Origin of the sequence: Methylobacterium sp. WL1, from assembly GCF_008000895.1 — a bacterium.
In the GTDB taxonomy this organism is placed as follows: domain Bacteria; phylum Pseudomonadota; class Alphaproteobacteria; order Rhizobiales; family Beijerinckiaceae; genus Methylobacterium.
This window is the reverse complement of the sequence record NZ_CP042823.1, coordinates 4,595,292-4,612,704: the sequence shown is the minus strand read 5'-3', so window position 1 is coordinate 4,612,704 and position 17,413 is coordinate 4,595,292. Positions and strand designations below refer to the sequence as shown.

Sequence of the window (17,413 nt, the reverse complement as noted above, 5' to 3'; positions counted from 1 at the left end):
TCTTCGCCTTCAGATGCTCGGTGGTACGGCCTGTTCGCTCCAATGCCTACCCCTTCCGCTCCCGAACCCGCACCCCGGCCCCGCCGCCGTTCTCAGGGATGAACTCCAGGCTGGGGGCATGGTAGGTAGGAAACGGCTAAGGATCTTAGCGGCCATCTTAGGCTCCCTCATTGCTCGACCTTGAACCGGCGCGAGCGGCATGTTGCAAAGGGGGTGGCCAGGTGGGTGAGTGTCCAGCCAGGAGCCCGCAAAGCTTCGTACGTCCGGTTCGACTCCGGACCCCGGCCTCCAACATCCTTCCACCGTTTATGGCTGCACCTCCGCATCCCCCTCTGCTGACTTTGAAATGCTAAGCCATTCCAGCGCGGCCGGACGCGATTTGAAGATGTGCCGCTGGTTCGTGAATGGCTCGGGCCGCTTGATCGCAGGGACTTCGTCGAGCAACTCGATTACCCACGTGTCGGCCGGTCCGTCCCGATGGACATTCCGGACGAGGCTGGCGACCAGCGCTCCGTCGAGCAGCACGTCGTAGCTGCCAGGGGCCAGTTGCTGGACGGTATAGGTCACTGCTGTTCCTTTTGCGCGAGCCAGCGAGGCTGCGGGCAAGCCCGGGGGAATATGATGCAAATACCTGTGATACAGGCACATTCCTCAATGACGTGGAGATCCTCCACCCGTAATTCAGCGTTATGCCGCACCTGCCGAAGCGCCATGCCTACCTCGTGGCCGTGTCGCAGAAGCGCGAGGCGGTCCGTGTCTACGCGGTGCTGGCGGTGACATCGGATGAGGCGTTGGAGGCCGTGGCGTTGAACGCCCCGCCCAAAACGAAGGTGGAGATCGTCGGAAGCCTGTCGCGCGCCTTGGTGAAGCGCATTCGGCTCAAGCCGGGGGAGCTACGATTGGTGTGACAGAGTCCGACCTGCCCACCGCCGACGAAGCGGCAAAGCTGCCGCGGATCAGCCGCCGGACCTTCGACGGCCATGTAGCTCGGGGCGACATCACCTACATCGCGGTTGGGCTGGACGGCATCGCAACCGACTCGGCAGCGGCTGGCAACGAGGGTTAGCCTTCACGCCTCGGCTCTACCAGCAGCGGTGGCGGGAAATAACGTTATTGGTACCGTAACGGAACAGGCCTTGCGGTAGCACAACTCGGTTCGTTCATGAGACCAAGACCAGCCTCAGTCCCGCCGGCCCAGCCGTGCGATGCTTTTCTTTAACCTCTGTCCAGGTAGAACCGTCCTATATCCAGCTGGCTCGCCCCCGACCCGTTGGATCTGAAAGCCCGCCTGGTTCGCCGGCGCGGGCTTTTTCGTGCCCAATCCCGGCTTGGGACGCTTCGGTTCGCAAACCAGCACGCCTCGGTAACCGCCGCCCGCCATCCTGTCGCTGAGCCAAGTTGCGTATCGGTTCACACAGGTGAGGCAATCGAGACCCATGCCGCCGCATAGCAAGCCACTCGCTCCCACCGCTCGAGGTGAAAAAGCTGGGCGGCTTGCAGCGAGCGAGATGATCAAGACGCTGAGCCCGGAGACAGGCAGCATTGAGGGCGTCGTGCGCCGGCTCGAGCAGGTCGGGATCATCGTGGCCCAGGGGCATCAGGAAGCCGGCATGCGAATTGCTGAAGTCCGGGCATGGCACATCGGCTTCGAAGCGGGGATGCGCCTCGAACTCGGAGATTACATGCGCCGCTTTTGATGGGCCGACTTCCGCCCCGCCCCGTGAGCAGATCGGGGCGGGGCGGAGCGGATCACCGGCGCCGCGGCACGCTCATGTCGATCTCGGGCGTATTGATGACGGTCACGCCATCCTCGAAGCCCGAGCCGGTTGGCGTGAACGTCACGTCGAAGGTGCAGGTTGGCTTGGCGAGGTGACCCTGACCCACCAAACTGGTCCGCGCTGAGCGCAAGTTTTTCGGGCATCCTGAACCCTGAAGGAGGGTGGATGCCATGCCTCGCGAACGCTTCACGAACGAACAGATCGCCTTCGCCCTGCGGCAGGCGGAGAACGGCGCGACGGTGGACGAGGTCTGCCGGAAGATGGGCGTATCCGAGCCGACGTTCTACCGCTGGAAGAAGCAGTTCGTCGGCATGGGCGTGCCGGAGATCCGACGGCTCAAGCAGCTGGAGGACGAGAACAGCAAGCTCAAGCGGCTGTTCGCCGACCTGACGCTGGACCGCTCCATGCTGCAGGACGTCCTCAAACGAAAGTAGTGAGGCGGCACAGGTCGCCCTCGACGCCGCGGATCGCATCATCGCAGTGCTCGACCGCATGGATGGCGATACGGATCTTGAGGATGGCGCCGACGCTGAGCCGTCCCTGGCGGCACCCGAGAACCACACCGGCAGTCAGGTCACATGGCTGCGTGGGAGCGATCAGGATCGAGAGGAGGAGGCGCCCGAGACAGTGCGTACGCCTCCGGTGAGGGCCGCGGTCGAGGGCATCGCGCTCTGCGCTGAAGCCTGACCTTAATGCTGGCGTTAAGGTCGGCGGGTCGGGGTGATGCGGGTCGAGCTCCTGGAGAATGCCGAACGGCGGCGGCGCTGGTCGTTCGATGACAAGGCGCGGATCGTCGAAGCCTCGTTTGAGACAGGCGTGTCGGTGTGTTCGGTGGCGCGCCGGCACGGGATCGCCCAAGGCCTGCTGTTCACTTGGCGGCGTCAGGCGCGGGAGGGCCGTTTGGGCGGGGACGCGCAGGCCCCGGTCCTCGTGCCCGTCGCGATCGCCCCAGAGCCGTCACTTCCTGTTCCCGCTGCGCAGTCGGATGATCCGCGTGCTCCAGCGCCGCCGCGCCGGCTTCGTCGCAAGAGCGGCGTCATCGAGATCGATCTCGGCGGCGGTCGGCGTCTCACGGTCGACCGGGACGTCGATGCCGCGGCGCTACGTCGGGTGCTCGATGCCCTGGAGGGCCGATGATCCCGCTGCCGGCCAACGTGCGGGTCTGGTTGGCGACCGGCCACACCGACATGCGCAAGGGCTTTTCCAGCTTGGGGATGATCGTCCAGGAGACGCTGAGGCGCGATCCCCACTCCGGGCACCTGTTCGTGTTCCGCGGCCGGCGCGGCGACCTGATCAAGGTGATCTGGCACGATGGCCAGGGCGCGTGCCTCTACACCAAGCGGCTCGACCGGGGCCGTTTCCTGTGGCCGTCGGTGGCGGACGGAGCCGTGACGATCTCGACGGCGCAGCTCGGCTACCTGCTCTCGGGCATCGACTGGCGGATGCCGCAGGAGAGCTGGCGTCCGAGTGCGGTCGGATGAGGATAACGCGTTACAAAAGCTGAGCAATATGCTCTTCTCTCGGGCGTGCCGAACGCGTCCGAGCCCCCGCCGCTTCCCACCGATCTCGCCGCCGCCCACGCCATGATCCTGGCCGAGCGGGCAGCGCGGCTCGTGTCCGAGATCGCGGTCGAACGGCTGAAGTTGGAGGTCGCCCGGTTGCGACGGGAGCGCTTCGGGGCCTCCTCGGAACGCAGCGCCCGGATCGACCAGCTCGAACTCGCCCTGGAGGATCTGGAGGAGACGCTGGCCGAGACGGACGCGCAGGCGGCCGCCGAGCCCGAGGCGCATGCCGCCACCACTTCCTCCCGGCGCAAGCCCGCTCGTAGGCCCCTGCCCGAGCATCTGCCGCGCGAGCGCATCGTCCATCCCGGCCCGACGACCTGCGCCTGCTGCGGCGGGGCACGCCTACGCCACCTCGGCGAGGACTTCACCGAGACCCTGGAGCGGATCCCGGCGCGCTGGGTCGTGATCCAGCACGTGCGCGAGCGCTTCTCCTGCGCCGACTGCGAGACCATCACGCAGACCCCGGCTCCGTTCCATCCGATCCCGCGGGGTCGGGCCGGGCCGAACCTCCTGGCCGAGGTGATGATGGCCAAGTTCGGCCTGCATCTGCCGCTGCATCGTCAGAGCCAGCGCTTCGCCCATGAAGGCGTGCCGATCGACGTCTCGACGTTGGCCGGCTGGGTCGGGGCCGTCACCACCGCCCTGTCGCCCCTGGTCGCCCGGATCGAGGCCCATGTCCGGGGAGCCGAGCGCCTCCATCTCGACGATACGCCGGTGCCGGTCCTGGCCAAGGGTAAGACCCGCACGGGCCGGCTCTGGACGGTGGTGCGCGACGACCGCCCCTTCGGTGGACCCGAGCCGCCGGCGGCGGCCTACTTCTACTCTCCCGACCGCTCCGGCGCCCATGCCGAGACCTGGCTCGGGGACTTCCACGGCATCGTGCAGGCGGATGCCTTCTCGGGGTTCGGCCGGCTGTACGAACCCGGCCGCAAGCCGGGTCCGATCCGCGAGGCGGCCTGCTGGGCCCATGCCCGACGCAAGTTCTTCGAGCTGGCCGATCTGAGACAAGCTCCGATCGCCATCGAGGCGGTAACGCGGATCGATGCGATCTTCGCCATCGAGCGCGCCGCCAATGGTTTTGCCCCCGATGAACGCTGCGCGCACCGCCGCGCCCGCTCGGCTGCTCTCGTCGCCGACCTGGAGACGTGGCTGCGGGAGAACCGCGCCAGGCTCTCGGCCAAAGCGCCCACGGCAGTAGCGATCGATTACCTGCTCAAGCGCTGGATCGCCTTCACCCGGTTCCTCGACGACGGGCGCATCTGCCTCTCGAACAACGCCGCAGAACGCTCAATCCGTCCCATCGCGGTGGGCCGCCGCAACTGGACCTTCGCCGGCTCGGATGCGGGTGGCCATCGCACGGCTGCCCTTTACACCCTGATCGAGACCGCCAAGCTCAATCGCATCGATCCGCAGGCCTGGCTCGCCGATGTGCTCAGGCGTCTGCCCGACCATCCCGTCCGGCGTCTTGACGACCTTCTGCCCTGGAACTGGACCCAGCCTCAGCCCCGGCAGATCGCAGCCTGATGCCCCGTCGGAAGCACAACTGCGGCCTTCACCGTAGGCGTACGACAGTGCCGCCGCAGGTAGTGGTCGAGATGCCGGTGAAGGCGAGTGTTCTGCCGTGGCGTGGGCGCGGAAACATTATCGCGGCAGCCGGTGTAGCCCTACTAGACCTCGCACGGGTGCGCTGATGCCGATGATCATCCCAAACCCATCGCCGACCGCTGCTGCCGTTGAGCGCCTGCCTTGGTCGAAGATGGCACGTTTCCTAGTTTTACTGGCATGGGTGCGGTGGCTGAACCGACGCCTGCACGCCGCTCATCAGAGAGTGGACCGCCACGGTCTCGATGCCGGTGGGGCCGATCTGGTGCTGATCGTCGGGTGCTGGCTGGCCGCCCATCAAGCGATCAGCGTCTTGCTGGGCTGCCCCGAGCCGCCGCATGTCGCGCAGGTGCGGGTACGGCTAGGCAGTTGCCAGGAGGTCAAGAATGACGACTGATCAGTCCGGCGCAGCAAGGGCAATGGCTGACGAAATTGAACGTCTCATGGCCTTGGCACCGGACTCCCGCAGTTTCACGATGAAGGGCACTCGGGAGGAATTGAGCGTGATCTTAGCCGCTCTTCGAACGTCTTGGATTGAGACCGGCGGGAATGGTCGTGCTGCCCATCCTCATCAGGTGAACGAGTCGCCACGTGTGCCCCCCGATGCGAATAGCTCTTTGACGTAGCGAGCGGACGGCCGTCGCGTAGGTGGGTGCGATGGCATGCTACTTCCGGGCTGGCTTCGGCTCCGCCTTAGCCGTTCGCGCCAGGCTTCGGATCACCCGCGGCGGTCAACCAGCCTTGTCGGCGATCTCAGCCTCCTGCTGCTCGCTAAAGTCGCGAGCAGGCCCAGTCCTGCGGGAGCTGTTGTGCGCGCTTGGTCATGCAGGGCTGATACCTGTCCGATCCCGGTGGGCCAAGCGCTTCACCTCAGCTGGATGGATCAGGGCGTCGTGCACTGGATCGGCACGGCCCGGTTGGACGTGGCGCGGTGCCGAACGCAGAACTTTAGTCCCGTGCCCTGACAGATGTAGGAGGCCCGGTGCAGGCAGCCAGACACGGTGCATCCGTCCACCTCCACGGGTTCGATCCTGGTTGCACCTGGGAGCCGCTCGACCTTCCTCGCCTGCGGGGCCTGGATAGGGGTGGAGGATCGATGTGTGGATTTTTCCAGGATTATGGGGGGCTGGCGAACGGTCCCCTCACCCGGGTACCGTTCGGTCCCCCTCCCCCTTGCCGGTTCGGTCCCCCGGACCAGGCGCAGTTCGGTCCCCTGATCGAGAGCTGGTTCGGTCCCCCTGGGGGTCGAAGTATCGCTGTTCGGTCCCAAGCGACGCTGTTGCGCCTCCAACTCGCTCTCAGGACCGGGAAGCCCCCGGAGGGGAGCTGGACGATCTGCGAGTTCGGGGTCGGGAGCGCGCCTCGGCGTAGCCTGAGCGGTACTCTTTCGTCCTCAATCTGCAGCACGGGTTTCGAGACAGCGGTTGATTTGGTCTCATGGCCCGCCAGCATCCTCTCACCGACGTCTTCGCCAACCGCGCACGGCTTCAGCTGCGTGCCCTTTGGGACGCCGCCGTGCGGATCGCGTACCTCGCGCTTGGCCCTCCCGGCGTTCGCCTTCGGATAGATGTGCCGCATCAGTTTGCCGTTGCGCGGCTCCATGATGAGGACGATGTGCCCGTTCCGCTCCAGCTGCCGCAGACCCTCGATCACGCTGGATGGGCTGGTCCCAAGCGTCTCGGCCATCCGGCCATTCGTGCGTCAGCAGGCGGCGGTCTTCGAGTTGAACGCGTCGGCCAGTAGGGCGCCCATACGTGCGCCGGGCAGGCCGATGCCGGCACCCGAGATGACATTCACCAGCCAAGGGCCGACTGCGCTCCACTTCTGCCCTTGCTGGTACGTGATGACCCCTTCCTTGGTCTTGCTGAACGGCATGGCCCGATCCTCCGACGGGCCGATGACCGACCCGGTCAGAAGGAAGCGAAAACCGTCGAAAATCGCGAACGCGGTCCCGTTTTCGGCCTCGGCACGCCGAGGCGCTTCCGAAGGGTCTGACTTGCTCTACGTGCTAGCTAGAGCCCGGCGATCAGGATCCTGCGCGGGGATCTTAGCATTCGGGACCATGCTGCCGGAGTGCGATTTGCAAGCCGACCGGCGGCATGGTCGCAATGTGTGGGGCAGATCCTCGAGCAACCTTTGAGATTGTAGCAGGGCCGCACCTACTGGAAGCTACCGTCGGGTAGACGACCGTGGAATGGCGTGTTGCGGCAATGCCCCCATGGCCCGCGCCAATAGCTCCGAGGGCACCCATTCCCTGCGCGAACTTGGTACCAGCCACCCGGGAGGGGGCCAGAGTACGGCGTATTCCGGCAGTGCCCCCACGGGCCACGCCAAGAGCCTGGGCCGCAACCACCTGCCACGAGGGTAATGGGAGCAGTGATGCCCGGATCAGCCGCAATCGGCATCGCATTGGCGGAGGCCAGCGGCAGAGTGGCGAGCGCCGCGGCAGCGAAAATTGTATTCATTATCTTCATGGCCGGTTTCCTCTGTATTCAGTCGCGAAGATGCTCGCGGCGGCTGTCCATACAACTTGGCAGAGGAACAGACGCTGCATTAAATCTTAGCCATGAAACCGTAGGGTTTCTGCAAAGAAGATAATTTGATGCGGATGAAGCTAACGACGATGTTAAATTAAGTTCGCAGGAGCTCGGCTCAGGCGCCCCGCTTGACGCTGGAGCCTCGGCCGAACAGAGTATCGAGCACGACCGCGCCGCCGAACGTCAGGACCGAAACCAAGGTGTTCTCGACATAGCTGCTGAAGTGCGCGTTTGGCGATGCCGGGCTGATAGGTCCTCAAGTTCGATATGCTAGGCCGTCAAATGGCAATGGTTTGACCATGGCGGTGATCGATAGAGGTTCCTATGGTCGCTGCCATGCCTCGCCGGTCCTGTCAGAACCCCAACAACTGCCATGCTGCCGGTCGCGGTGGGCCGTGCCGAACTTGTGACGCGGAAGCGATCGCGCGCCGGGCTGTGCTGCTGCGGGAGCGTATTCATGCGAACCAAGCGGAGGGGCGCCCGCTGTATGCCGAACGCCCTGCACAGCACCTGGAACAGGAACGTAGGCTCGATCCTGAACTCTGAGCGAAGCTTCGCTACTCCGCAGCAGCCCCGACGCTATCGGCCATCTTCGCTCCCCGCGTCCCTAGGGGCTGCGGTTCGCCAACAGTCGTGTCCTCAGCCGTCTGATGTTCCGTCTCGGCGTTCACCTGGGCGCCCAACAGCACGATCGTCGTCGAAATCCAGATCCAAGTCATGAACCCGATCGCCGCCCCGAGTGAGCCGTAGGTTTTGTTGTAGCTGCCGAAATTCGACACATACCAGGAGAACAACAACGAGCCGCCGAGCCAGAGTATCGCCGCAACGGTGCTGCCCCCGGTGACCCAACGCCAGCGCGGCGCGTCCCGGCTCGGACCGTAGCGGTAGAGTACCGCCAAACCGCCGAGCACAGCCAACAGGAGTACCGGCCATCGCAGGAGAGCGAGCCACCATGCGTCCTTGCCGACGCCAATGAACTCGAACACCACCGGCAACACCACGACTGCACCGAGTGCCAGGACTAGGAACGTCAGGGCGCCCGCCGTGAAGGCCAGCGAGACGAGATTGAGTACGAAGAAATTGCGCTTCTCGCGCTCGTTGTAGACGAGGTTCAGTGCGTCGAAGATGTGCTTCATGCCGCCGTTGGCACTCCACACCGACAGAACGATGCCGACGATCAGACTGAATCCCAGCGTGGCGTTGCCCTTCTCATCCAACGATTTGATTTGTTCACCCACAATGTCGAGAGCGCCTTGGGGTAGGATGCCCTGCAGGCTGGCAAGCTGGTCGTTAATGCTCGAAGCGTCGGCCACGAGGCCGTAGACGGATACCAGGGCGGCAACCGCGGGGAAGATCGCCAACAGCGCGAAGAAAGTGACGCCGGCCGACACCAGCATGATCCGGTTCTCGCCGACGTCCCGGTAGGTGCGTAGCGCGATGTCCTTCCAACCCTTGGCCGGGATCTCAGTTGGTCTTGATGCCTGGCGGCCGCGATCGGCCTGCGTGTGTGCCACCTCTTCAGCATCGCGGCCAACATGGGAGGGCGACGCTTGACGGGCGTTGTTCTCTCCTTGGTTACCTGATGTCGCACGTGTCGTAGAGCGGCGCGGAAGCGCCACAAGGCCGATGAGGGCGGTGGCGAGTGCCAGCGTCCAGACCGCTGAGGCTTGTCCGTCAGGTTTACCGGACGGATCCGAATTCGAGGGGGTAGGGGACATAGTCGGACTTCAGCCTCACGCACGAACGCTCAAGATCGCCGCCACAACGACGAGGCGTCAAACCGTGTTGCAACGAACGTAGCGTTTTGCTGAGGATGGAGGGTGATTGAGGCACTCAAGACGCCCGAACCATGCCATCCGTCATGTGCTCCCGATTTGCCGGCTTGAGTTTCAGCCTTTCACGCATGGCCTTGCCTGGCTTGAAGTGGACGCTCGTCCTCTCCGGTACGACGACAGATGCACCGGTGCGCGGATTGCGGCCGGTTCGGAGCTCGTGGCGGCGAAGCGAGAAGGCACCGAAATCCCGCAGCTCGACGCGGTCGCCATCGGCCAACGCCGTCGCGATGCGGTCGAGGATGGCGTCGACCACGGCCTCGATGTCCTTCGCGTAGAGGTGCGGGTTCTGTTCCGCGATGCGGGTGACGAGCTCGGATCGGATCATAACCCTCGACGCTGTCTCATTCACTCGACCGAAATGGCTTACGGTGCGGTCGGCCGCGCTGCCATGACGGCGGCGGCTAATACCACCCGGAACGCGTTCTCAAGCGTCTCGGTTCGCTCTACCATCTGGAAGGCAGGTGACGCGTCTACGATAGCCGCGATGTCGAGGCTATGGCCGCTAGCGAACCGGTAGGGTCCAGACGCTGAGTTCCGCATGTAGGCGTCGATCGCTGCAACGACCTCCTGACTGTTGATGATGCCAGCCTTGCGCAGGTCGGCGACGGTCGCAGGTTCGGCCATAGACGCGCTGATCATTCCCTGACGTTGACTTAAACTGTGCCTGCCGGTCGACATGGGACGTTCCGGCCGGGTCCGCTTTGGCGAGTCGAGAGCCGGCAATTCAGGAGACCGTCGCCGCGAGATAGACCCTGAAAAGCCAACAGCCCCTTCCCGGCAAGGAAGAGGCTGCTGAAAATTCCGAGGGCCTGTGAGGGCCGAGTCGCTTCCCCTCACAAGCCATGAGACCCCCCGGGTGTCAAGACGGAACCTGTTTCCGTCAACGGGAAGGCTTTGCCTGGACCCTAGCCGCGGCCCGTGAGGGACCGGGTTCGATGAATTATGCCGATGAGATCCGCCGGCAGGTGGAGGCGGCCCCGCGCGCCGCGTTGCCCGCCGTCACGGCTGCGCTCTGGCGCGCCTACAGCGACGGAAAGATCACGGAAGCCGAGGCTGAGGCGCTGTCTGAGCTGATCGAGGTACGCATGGACGCGCCTGCAGCTCGTCGGCCGCTGACTAAGGCCCTTACCAACCGGCATACCCCTCAGGATCGTCAGAGCAGCCCCAGGAGACCCGGCGCTGGCTCGCGGCCACGGCACCGGATGCTTCGATGGACCGCCGCCGCCGCTGGGCCGCCTCTGGCCGCCTGCCGCCCGGTCTCGCCGCCAAGTTCACACTGGCCGAGCAGTCGGTCCTCGCCCTGGTGGCTGCCGAGGTCGCCCGCCGGAAGGACTGCCGGTTGTCGATCGAGAACATGGCCGCCGTCGCAGGCGTGTGCCGCTCGACCGTAAAGAACGCGATCCGCGAGGCGGCCCGGCTTGGCCTGCTGACCGTCGAGGAGCGCCAGATCACCGGCTTCCGCAACGACACGAACGTGCTGCGCATCGTCTCGCCCGAATGGACCGCCTGGCTGAGGCTGACCCGGAAGGGGAATACCGCCTGGCCTACCCCTACCCAAGGGAAGGGTCATCACGGCCCCACCTTCCAAGGGGGAGGGGTCAAAAGCGTGACTAGCACGCCTACTGAGGTTCCAGATCTGGAGAAAACGAAACCAGCGGAACGGGAAAAGGGCTGCCGACAAGCGGCTGGCGACCTCGACCGATCAGGCCGATTGAGAATTCGCGCGGGTGGTGGAGCGGGCCGAGCCATGCGGTGAGGGTCTGCGACCGGACGGTATGACGAACGGAGACGCCGTACCAAGGACGGCTAGATTTTGGCTGACTAGGTAAGATTGGGTCGAAACTGGCGTCAGCACGTTGCGGTGACGCTTCTGTGCTCAAGGTGAAAGGTTGGTAGGATGGTGGTTGGCGAGGCCATGACGGCACAGGTGCGAGTCGTCCGGCCAGAACAGACGATCCGCGAGGCCGCAAATTTGATGGCCGAACTTGATGCTGGTGCTTTGCCCGTTGTCGAGGGCAACAAGCTGGTCGGCATGTTGACCGACCGAGACATCGCGGTGCGTGCGGTCGCGCTGGGCAAAGGTCCAGACACGCCGGTAAGTGCGGTCATGTCTGAACAGGTGAAGTGCTGTTTCGTCGATGACGATTGCGCCGTGGTCGCCAACGAGATGGCCCAGGAACGGGTTCGCCGGCTACCGGTGCTCGATCGGGAAGAACGACTCGTTGGTATCGTTTCGCTGGGAGATCTCTCGACCCGGTATAGCAGCGGCTCGGCCGGCGGCGCCCTCGGCTACATCTCGGAGTGACGCGCAGTCCGTCGGATTATACCCCCATAATGCGTTGGGCGATGGCCGTGTGGGCTGTATCGCCTTCCTTGGCCTCGTCGAGAGAAGCCTGCATCGCCTGTGCTGTTTCGTTCATCCCGATCTGCGCCGCATAGGTGCGGATCGTGCCAAAAGCGGCGATCCAGTAGTGCAGCGCGAGCTGGCCATTGGCGATGATGCCCAAGTCGCGCGAGGTGTCGTCGGGCGCCTGTTGCCGGATCATCCGGCTGACCTCGTACAGGCCCTCCAAGACCGGGTTCTTCGCCTCGCCGCTGGGGCTACCGGTTTCCCGGAGAGCCTGCTCAATGCGTTGCGCCCAGCCCTGCGACACCTTGTTGCCGGTCTCCAGCGCCGCCTTCAGTTCGGGGTGACGCGCGTCCTCGCGGATTTCGGCAGTCGCTTTTGCAGCGACCTCACTCCCGGCCTTCATCGCGGTTAGGCCCTGTGCCACGAGTGTCTTCAGAGCACCGTTATCCATAGTGGTTTTCCTACATCGTAATCCCGGACTGTCCGGGCTCAGCAGAGCAACCGCGAGCTGAGCGGCCAAGTTTTTGGTACTCGCGACCTGCGACCTGCGGCAGAGCCGCCCACCCCTGTAGGCGCACATCCACACGATCGAACGTGACACGCGCAGACGAAATGAACGACGACAGTTCCTCCTGCGCCTGCTAACGCTCAGTTTCTTCCCGCCAGTGCGCCCGAGGCGTTCGCGACACCGCAAAGCGTGCGGCGGGCAAGCACGTGACGACAGGCGCTCTCCGGGCCAGTTCCCCGTAGGCCGCCCGTGAAGCCTCGGCCGGGTAGTCGCGTGAGGGTCGGTGCAGCGGGGGAACTGGACACCGCAAGCGCCGGCTCACGGCCCGTTATTGTATGCGGCTTGATCCGGCGTTGGCCCTGATCCAATGGGGTGAGAGGATGTCGCCGTCCTCGGTGATGATCCAGGGCTGCGCATCGTCTGCGTCTATGACTTCAGTCGCTGCCGCAAGAGCCTGCCGTAGCGTCGGGAACTCGTGACCTTGTGCGACGTGCGCTGGGCCCTGGCCAGGCCACACGGTCAGCTCGGCGCGCTTGTCGAGATCAGCTCGCGTCATGCTTTGCTCACGGCCATTGCGGGAGCGAGAGTGCCTACCGCCGACATGCGGCGAGCGAGTGACGATCTGGTTAACGGTCGGCGTCTCTAAGTTCGTTGCCATGCCGCCAGCACGGTGAGACGCGACAGCTATGTGCGCTGATCGGAGATCGAGCATTGTTTGTTGCGTCGCACCAGTTTAAGTGTGCGTTGCAGGATCGCGATGGCGTCGCGATCCTGCTGCCCTGAGAAGGGCGTTTCCTCCCTAGACTTCGGGCCGCTCCTTCGGGAGTGGCTTTTTCTTTGTCTGGGGTAGACTCGCTAGCCAAACGGAGTGCTGGCAGCAAGCAGGATGATGCCAACTGCGGCTGGCCTCCACAGAAGCTTGAACGATATCGATCACGATGACGTTCAGCCCAGGACCGATCGAACCGATCCGTCTGGAGCAAAACGCCATGTCGATGAAGACACTCGCTCTCGCCGCCGCGCTTTCTGTTGCAATGGCAGGAGCAGCACTCGCTCAAACCCCCGCCGGCGGAGGTAGCGCCGAAGGCAACATGAACAACCCAGGCAGCGTGAAGAGCCCGTCTCAGAAGCAGATGGGTGGCCAGACCGGCATGATGGGGCGGCGACACATGACCCGTCACCGGCGTCATCACATGCGCCGCTCCCGCATGTGATTTCATGGTTCAGCCCCGCAGCAGCCAAAACTGCGGGGCTCCTTCCCATCGAACCGGGCGACTGGCGACCTCCGCGGCTGTCCCGTCCTCGACCCGCGCCTTAAACTAGCTAGGCCAAGCCATCCTTGGCTGCCTTGTCTGGATCGTCAGGTTTGCTCTCGGCGTCTTGCACTACCACCACGTCTTTGCTCTCAGGCTCGCTCCCCGTCGTCGGGTCAGGCACGTTGATGTTTCGGATCGGCACCGTCGGCGGTACGACGCTGATGCCATGAGGCTTATCGGTTTCGGTCATCGCTATGCCGTCCCTCAGTGACACCGGGACGTCGTGCGGACCAGATGACCCGCCCGGCATCATCCCTCAACGTCGCAGATCCTGCACGATTGGCAATCAGGCCTGCGAACCGGGCATCGGCATAGGCGATCGCCTCGGCATCCGTGCGCATCACGATCTGCTCGGCCGCAACCGAAAGACCACTGGCGCAACGCCGGTGGATGGAGCATTCGAGGTGGAACACAGCCATCTCGAGGGGCAGGCAATACCCTTGCCAGAATGCACGGGTCGATCGGCGATGATGCCTGTTCGGAGAGGCCCTGTTCCGTGAGATCGGCCGCCTGCACGACGGCGACATGGTCGTGGTCTGCGAGAAGCTCGGCCTGTGGTTGGGCGTCGTCTACGGCTCCGCGCCGCTCGGATACCAGACGACGATCCTCATACCGGTCGAACAGAGTTACACCGGCCCCTGCGAGCACAGCTGGGTCATGGCTCGCAACGTGAGCGTCGATCCGCGGTGACGTCGGCTCTACATCTCTTCGATGGCATCCGCCGACGCGTGCTTGTGGCGGCTCACCTCCTTCAACCCCTCGGACCACAATGAACGCCCTCAAGGATCTGCTCGCCCGCTTCGGCCGGACTGTCACGGCCTATGCCGGCGACGAAGCGCTGATGCAGGCGGGGGTCTCAGCTGCCGCCAACGTTATCGTGGCCGACGGCGAGGTCGCGGGTGACGAATTCGAGACCGCGCTCGTCGGTTTGCGCGCTAATCCGATCATCGAGAAAGGCTACGACCTCTTGATGCTGGAGGAGGCGCTGTACGAGGCGATCGCCCGGGCACGGACCCGCGCTGGCCGAGTGGAGAACCTTCGTCGGGTCGCTGCGATCGCCGGTCGTCCGATCGAGCAGCGGCAGGACGCGTTCTTGGTCGCTGCTGATGTCGCCGACCATGAGGGTGTCAGCGAGATCGAGGACAAGGCGCTGACTGAGATCGCCGCAGCCCTTATCGTCGACAAGGCCGAACTGATGCAGACCGCGATGACTAGGTCTACGCCAACCCCGTCGGCTGTGTAGGCTCTCCGCCCTCGACCAGCGCTCCAATCCATATCCACAACGCTTGGTGTTCAGGTCCGCCGCGGTCGGCAGCAAGGAAGGCAGCCAGCGCGGTGTCCGTGACGTGTCCACCAGAGTTCGGGTTGGCCTCGTGGCGGACGAAGCTTCGCCCGTCGGTGGGATCGCGTAGCAACAGCCAGCGATCCCCGTTCGAGCTGGTGTAGAGTTCCCGGCTCAAGGCTCTGCGCCTTTCGATCAGCGGACTGGGTGGCCGAGATAGCCGGCGACGCTGATAACGCGCGAGCCGACCATGCAAACGGCTTTCCGCAGACGCTCCTCATTGAGGCCGAAGCGCAGCGCCCAACCTTCGCGAACGGCCCGATCGAACACGTCGATGCGAGCCTTGGCATGAAGCTCTGTCGGCATGGTCTAATCCAGCGTTTTCCCGGCGTGGCCAGGATTTCCACGGCCAACCCGATAGCAGCCTCCTCGGTGACCGCTGCATCTTGGTGATATACCGCAATCTGCCGGAACGATCCCTGTCACACCGCCGACCTGGAAGCCTTCGAACGCTAAAACCGCACTGATCTGCCCTATTAACCATTGCATAACTCAGGTTAATAATTCGTTGGTGTAAAGCCCTGCTTTGTGAGGAAATACGTAGGCGGGTCGGTGCCCGCCACGTCTTTCGAGGTCATCATGGTTCGGGTCTCGGCGCTCAGGCTCACGCGTCGCCTGGGTACGCGCGCGCTGGGAAGCCTCGCAGTCTCACCCTTGGCCTTCCTCGCCGGTACGAGCTCCGCCAGCGCTCACGTGAAATGGTTCTGCGCCTACGACGTCGCCGGGCAGCCGCGCGGCCTCGAGCAGGTGCTGCGCGCTGACTTCGAGTGGCTCGCTGGTCTGGCCATCCTGTGCCTGATGTTCGGGTGCCTGGCCGAGGGCACGCCGCTGGGCGGCGCCCTGCTCAACGCGTTGGATCGCGTGACCTCCCGGGTCCGGACCGACACCGAGCTGCTGGTCCGCGCCACGCTGGGCTTCTTCTTCGTCTCGCTCTGGGAACTCGGTGGCATCATCCTCACCCCCGAACTCAAGACCGACGTTGCCTGGATCCCGTGGTTCCAGCTCGCGCTGGTCGCCGGCCTGATCTGGCGCCGGACCATGCCGCTCACCGGCCTGGGCATCGTCTTCCTGTTCAGCTTCGCCACGGCGCAGTACGGCGTCTTCCACCTCGCCGACTATCCGGTGTTCCTCGGTGTGGCGGTCTACCTCGTCTGCCAAGGCCTCAACCTGAAGCCCTTCGGCCTGCGCCCGCTCGACATCGTGCGCTGGACTGCCGCCATCACGCTGATGTGGGCCTCGGTCGAGAAGTGGGCCTACCCGCAGTGGACCGATCCACTGCTCGCCGCCAAGCCGCAGATGACCATGGGTGCGACCCCGGAACTGTTCATGCAGGCCGCCGGCGTCATCGAGTTCACCCTGGCCTTCGCGCTGCTCTGGACCCCGCTGGTGCGGCGCGCCGCGGCGATCATCCTGGCTGCGATCTTCGTCTCGGCGGTGTTCGAGTTCGGCAAGGTCGACGCGATCGGGCATTCCGGGATCATCGTCGTGCTGCTCGGCATCGCCGCCGACGACGTGCGCACCGCGGTGCGGGTCCGCGACATCACGTGGGCGCCGGCCTACTACGGCGGTGCGCTCGCGACCTTCCTGGCGCTGTACTACGTCGGCCACGAAGCCCTGTACGAAGGCCTCACCGGCCTACCGGTGATCTGAGGCCGCCTGATAGACGGAGCTCGGTGGCGGCCTTCCTACTGGACGTGGAGGGTAAGCTTCATCTTCGGGTGGATACCGCACTCGATCACGAAGTCGCCGGGCTCCTTCAGCGTCAGCGTGGCCTGCTTGCCCGGCTTCTGGTCGCCGGCGTCAAACGCGAACCGATCGGCCTCGATGAAGGCGTGATGGATCGCGCCGTCGTCCCCGTTGACCAGGACGATGGTGTCACCTCGGCGCAGGAACAGGTCGGTGGGGGCGTATTGCCGACCCTTCTGCAGCACGACGCGAACGACGTTGGCAAGATCGGCTTGGGCCGGTCCGAGTGCGAATAACCCTGCCATGAGCGCGATAGGCGTGCCGATGAGAAACGCGCGGCCTAGATTGCATATCGCCACGGATACAACCTTGATGAGTAATCTTCGTCAAACAGACCTAGCACCACGAGGCTGGGTCCCGCCTAACCGAGATCAGTATAGTCGCCTAAAAGTTCCCGGTGCTTCGCGCTCAATTTGTAAAGCGTGTGCAATCTGCGCGTTAATATCAATGAATTATTAAGGCTAGCATTCGTGGCGGGTTCAAGCGTAGGGCCCACCGAATAGATCCCCCATCGCCTTCCGCCAGAACAGCGTGCGCCGCCGCCGTCTCTGATGCTCCGGCCGGTCGTGGATCATGTGGCAGCGCTGGCAGAAGGCCGCGAGGTTGGCGTCCGCGTTGTTGGCCATGTCGTGGTCCCGGTGCGCAGCTGCCAGGACGACATGAGTCCGGCGGGCTCGGCCGAGGATATCGACGCCAGACCTGATCCGGATCCGGCGCCCCCATCCATCGCGCCAGCGGTTGGCCTCCGCATCCCACCAACGCCCATCTCCAGGGTGGTAGACTACGTCAGATGGATAGCCGGCACGACCTGTGCTCATGCCCGAAAACGCAAAC

Annotated in this window: 23 protein-coding genes, 1 tRNA gene and 3 pseudogenes; 15 read left to right on the top strand and 12 right to left on the bottom strand. The window is 64.4% G+C overall.

Features of this window, described 5'->3' with window-relative positions:
• Window positions 1–215 precede the first annotated feature (215 nt).
• A tRNA-Cys gene (locus FVA80_RS22485) sits at window positions 216–291 on the top strand.
• Between the two features lie 15 nt (window positions 292–306).
• Here the strand turns inward: FVA80_RS22485 and FVA80_RS22480 are convergent.
• The gene (locus FVA80_RS22480; protein WP_147907371.1) at window positions 307–567 is read right to left on the bottom strand and encodes a hypothetical protein; all 261 of its coding nucleotides are present in this window, start codon (window positions 565–567) and stop codon (window positions 307–309) included.
• Window positions 568–689: 122 nt separating this feature from the next.
• On the opposite strand from FVA80_RS22480, the gene FVA80_RS22475 reads away from it, so the two are divergent.
• From FVA80_RS22475 to FVA80_RS22470, 3 genes are all read left to right on the top strand, one after another.
• On the top strand, window positions 690–908 hold the full coding sequence (locus FVA80_RS22475; protein ID WP_147907370.1) for a hypothetical protein: 219 nt from the start codon (window positions 690–692) through the stop codon (window positions 906–908).
• On the top strand, window positions 905–1,066 hold the full coding sequence (locus tag FVA80_RS30715) for a hypothetical protein (protein WP_187193476.1): 162 nt from the start codon (window positions 905–907) through the stop codon (window positions 1,064–1,066). The genes FVA80_RS22475 and FVA80_RS30715 overlap by 4 nt, the downstream gene beginning before the upstream one ends.
• 442 nt (window positions 1,067–1,508) lie before the next feature.
• The gene (locus tag FVA80_RS22470; protein WP_147907369.1) at window positions 1,509–1,697 is read left to right on the top strand and encodes a hypothetical protein; all 189 of its coding nucleotides are present in this window, start codon (window positions 1,509–1,511) and stop codon (window positions 1,695–1,697) included.
• Between the two features lie 52 nt (window positions 1,698–1,749).
• Here the strand turns inward: FVA80_RS22470 and FVA80_RS32030 are convergent, their stop codons facing one another.
• Window positions 1,750–1,884 (bottom strand): hypothetical protein, encoded by a 135-nt coding sequence (locus tag FVA80_RS32030; RefSeq protein ID WP_281408670.1) that lies wholly within the window; start codon window positions 1,882–1,884, stop codon window positions 1,750–1,752.
• Window positions 1,885–1,948: 64 nt separating this feature from the next.
• Between FVA80_RS32030 and FVA80_RS22465 the strand changes: the two are divergent.
• The 5 genes and pseudogenes from FVA80_RS22465 to FVA80_RS22440 all read left to right on the top strand — a co-directional run.
• Window positions 1,949–2,209: pseudogene (locus tag FVA80_RS22465) on the top strand (transposase); the annotation flags it as partial.
• A 292-nt stretch (window positions 2,210–2,501) separates the two neighbouring features.
• The gene (locus tag FVA80_RS22455; protein WP_147907368.1) at window positions 2,502–2,915 is read left to right on the top strand and encodes a transposase; all 414 of its coding nucleotides are present in this window, start codon (window positions 2,502–2,504) and stop codon (window positions 2,913–2,915) included.
• Window positions 2,912–3,259, top strand: coding sequence for an IS66 family insertion sequence element accessory protein TnpB (tnpB, locus tag FVA80_RS22450; protein ID WP_147764499.1), 348 nt, complete (start codon window positions 2,912–2,914; stop codon window positions 3,257–3,259). The genes FVA80_RS22455 and tnpB overlap by 4 nt, the downstream gene beginning before the upstream one ends.
• Window positions 3,260–3,361: 102 nt before the next feature.
• A complete protein-coding gene (locus FVA80_RS22445; protein ID WP_147907428.1) occupies window positions 3,362–4,867 on the top strand; it encodes an IS66 family transposase in 1,506 nt (501 codons plus the stop codon).
• A gap of 166 nt (window positions 4,868–5,033) precedes the next feature.
• Window positions 5,034–5,342: a hypothetical protein gene (locus FVA80_RS22440; protein WP_147907367.1), complete on the top strand. Its 309-nt coding sequence runs from the start codon at window positions 5,034–5,036 to the stop codon at window positions 5,340–5,342.
• A 1,304-nt stretch (window positions 5,343–6,646) separates the two neighbouring features.
• On the opposite strand, the gene FVA80_RS30710 is transcribed toward FVA80_RS22440, so the two are convergent.
• From FVA80_RS30710 to FVA80_RS22420, 5 genes are all read right to left on the bottom strand, one after another.
• Complete coding sequence (locus FVA80_RS30710) at window positions 6,647–6,820, bottom strand: hypothetical protein (RefSeq protein WP_187193475.1); 174 nt, start codon at window positions 6,818–6,820, stop codon at window positions 6,647–6,649.
• A 284-nt stretch (window positions 6,821–7,104) separates the two neighbouring features.
• Complete coding sequence (locus FVA80_RS31535; protein WP_246692449.1) at window positions 7,105–7,410, bottom strand: hypothetical protein; 306 nt, start codon at window positions 7,408–7,410, stop codon at window positions 7,105–7,107.
• A gap of 629 nt (window positions 7,411–8,039) precedes the next feature.
• Window positions 8,040–9,200, bottom strand: a complete 1,161-nt coding sequence (locus FVA80_RS22430) for a YihY/virulence factor BrkB family protein (RefSeq protein ID WP_147907366.1) — start codon at window positions 9,198–9,200, stop codon at window positions 8,040–8,042.
• Between the two features lie 115 nt (window positions 9,201–9,315).
• Window positions 9,316–9,642 carry an integration host factor subunit beta gene (locus FVA80_RS22425; protein WP_147907365.1) on the bottom strand — a complete coding sequence of 109 codons (327 nt, stop codon included), beginning with the start codon at window positions 9,640–9,642 and terminating at the stop codon, window positions 9,316–9,318.
• Window positions 9,643–9,680: 38 nt separating this feature from the next.
• A complete protein-coding gene (locus FVA80_RS22420; protein ID WP_246692088.1) occupies window positions 9,681–9,995 on the bottom strand; it encodes a hypothetical protein in 315 nt (104 codons plus the stop codon).
• 257 nt (window positions 9,996–10,252) lie between these two features.
• Here FVA80_RS22420 and FVA80_RS22415 point away from each other — a divergent pair.
• Window positions 10,253–11,073 (top strand): annotated as a pseudogene (locus FVA80_RS22415) (helix-turn-helix domain-containing protein).
• A 141-nt stretch (window positions 11,074–11,214) separates the two neighbouring features.
• A complete protein-coding gene (locus tag FVA80_RS22410; protein WP_147907364.1) occupies window positions 11,215–11,622 on the top strand; it encodes a CBS domain-containing protein in 408 nt (135 codons plus the stop codon).
• A gap of 16 nt (window positions 11,623–11,638) precedes the next feature.
• Here FVA80_RS22410 and FVA80_RS22405 read toward each other — a convergent pair whose 3' ends face one another.
• Window positions 11,639–12,118, bottom strand: coding sequence for a DUF892 family protein (locus tag FVA80_RS22405; protein WP_147907363.1), 480 nt, complete (start codon window positions 12,116–12,118; stop codon window positions 11,639–11,641).
• Between the two features lie 995 nt (window positions 12,119–13,113).
• On the opposite strand from FVA80_RS22405, the gene FVA80_RS22395 reads away from it, so the two are divergent.
• Window positions 13,114–13,389 carry a hypothetical protein gene (locus FVA80_RS22395; RefSeq protein ID WP_147907361.1) on the top strand — a complete coding sequence of 92 codons (276 nt, stop codon included), beginning with the start codon at window positions 13,114–13,116 and terminating at the stop codon, window positions 13,387–13,389.
• Window positions 13,390–13,498: 109 nt separating this feature from the next.
• Here the strand turns inward: FVA80_RS22395 and FVA80_RS22390 are convergent, their stop codons facing one another.
• Window positions 13,499–13,681: a hypothetical protein gene (locus FVA80_RS22390; RefSeq protein WP_147907360.1), complete on the bottom strand. Its 183-nt coding sequence runs from the start codon at window positions 13,679–13,681 to the stop codon at window positions 13,499–13,501.
• Between the two features lie 335 nt (window positions 13,682–14,016).
• Between FVA80_RS22390 and FVA80_RS30705 the strand changes: the two genes are divergently transcribed.
• Complete coding sequence (locus FVA80_RS30705) at window positions 14,017–14,181, top strand: hypothetical protein (protein ID WP_187193474.1); 165 nt, start codon at window positions 14,017–14,019, stop codon at window positions 14,179–14,181.
• A 79-nt stretch (window positions 14,182–14,260) separates the two neighbouring features.
• Window positions 14,261–14,734, top strand: a complete 474-nt coding sequence (locus tag FVA80_RS22380) for a tellurite resistance TerB family protein (protein WP_147907358.1) — start codon at window positions 14,261–14,263, stop codon at window positions 14,732–14,734.
• 234 nt (window positions 14,735–14,968) lie between these two features.
• Here FVA80_RS22380 and FVA80_RS22370 read toward each other — a convergent pair whose 3' ends face one another.
• On the bottom strand, window positions 14,969–15,139 hold the full coding sequence (locus tag FVA80_RS22370; protein ID WP_147907356.1) for a DUF3606 domain-containing protein: 171 nt from the start codon (window positions 15,137–15,139) through the stop codon (window positions 14,969–14,971).
• Window positions 15,140–15,412: 273 nt separating this feature from the next.
• Between FVA80_RS22370 and FVA80_RS22365 the strand changes: the two genes are divergently transcribed.
• A complete protein-coding gene (locus FVA80_RS22365) occupies window positions 15,413–16,483 on the top strand; it encodes a hypothetical protein (protein WP_246692448.1) in 1,071 nt (356 codons plus the stop codon).
• Between the two features lie 35 nt (window positions 16,484–16,518).
• Here the strand turns inward: FVA80_RS22365 and FVA80_RS22360 are convergent, their stop codons facing one another.
• Both FVA80_RS22360 and FVA80_RS22355 read right to left on the bottom strand, forming a co-directional pair.
• Complete coding sequence (locus FVA80_RS22360; RefSeq protein WP_147907355.1) at window positions 16,519–16,824, bottom strand: hypothetical protein; 306 nt, start codon at window positions 16,822–16,824, stop codon at window positions 16,519–16,521.
• A 234-nt stretch (window positions 16,825–17,058) separates the two neighbouring features.
• Window positions 17,059–17,364: pseudogene (locus FVA80_RS22355) on the bottom strand (hypothetical protein); the annotation flags it as partial.
• Window positions 17,365–17,413 lie beyond the last annotated feature (49 nt).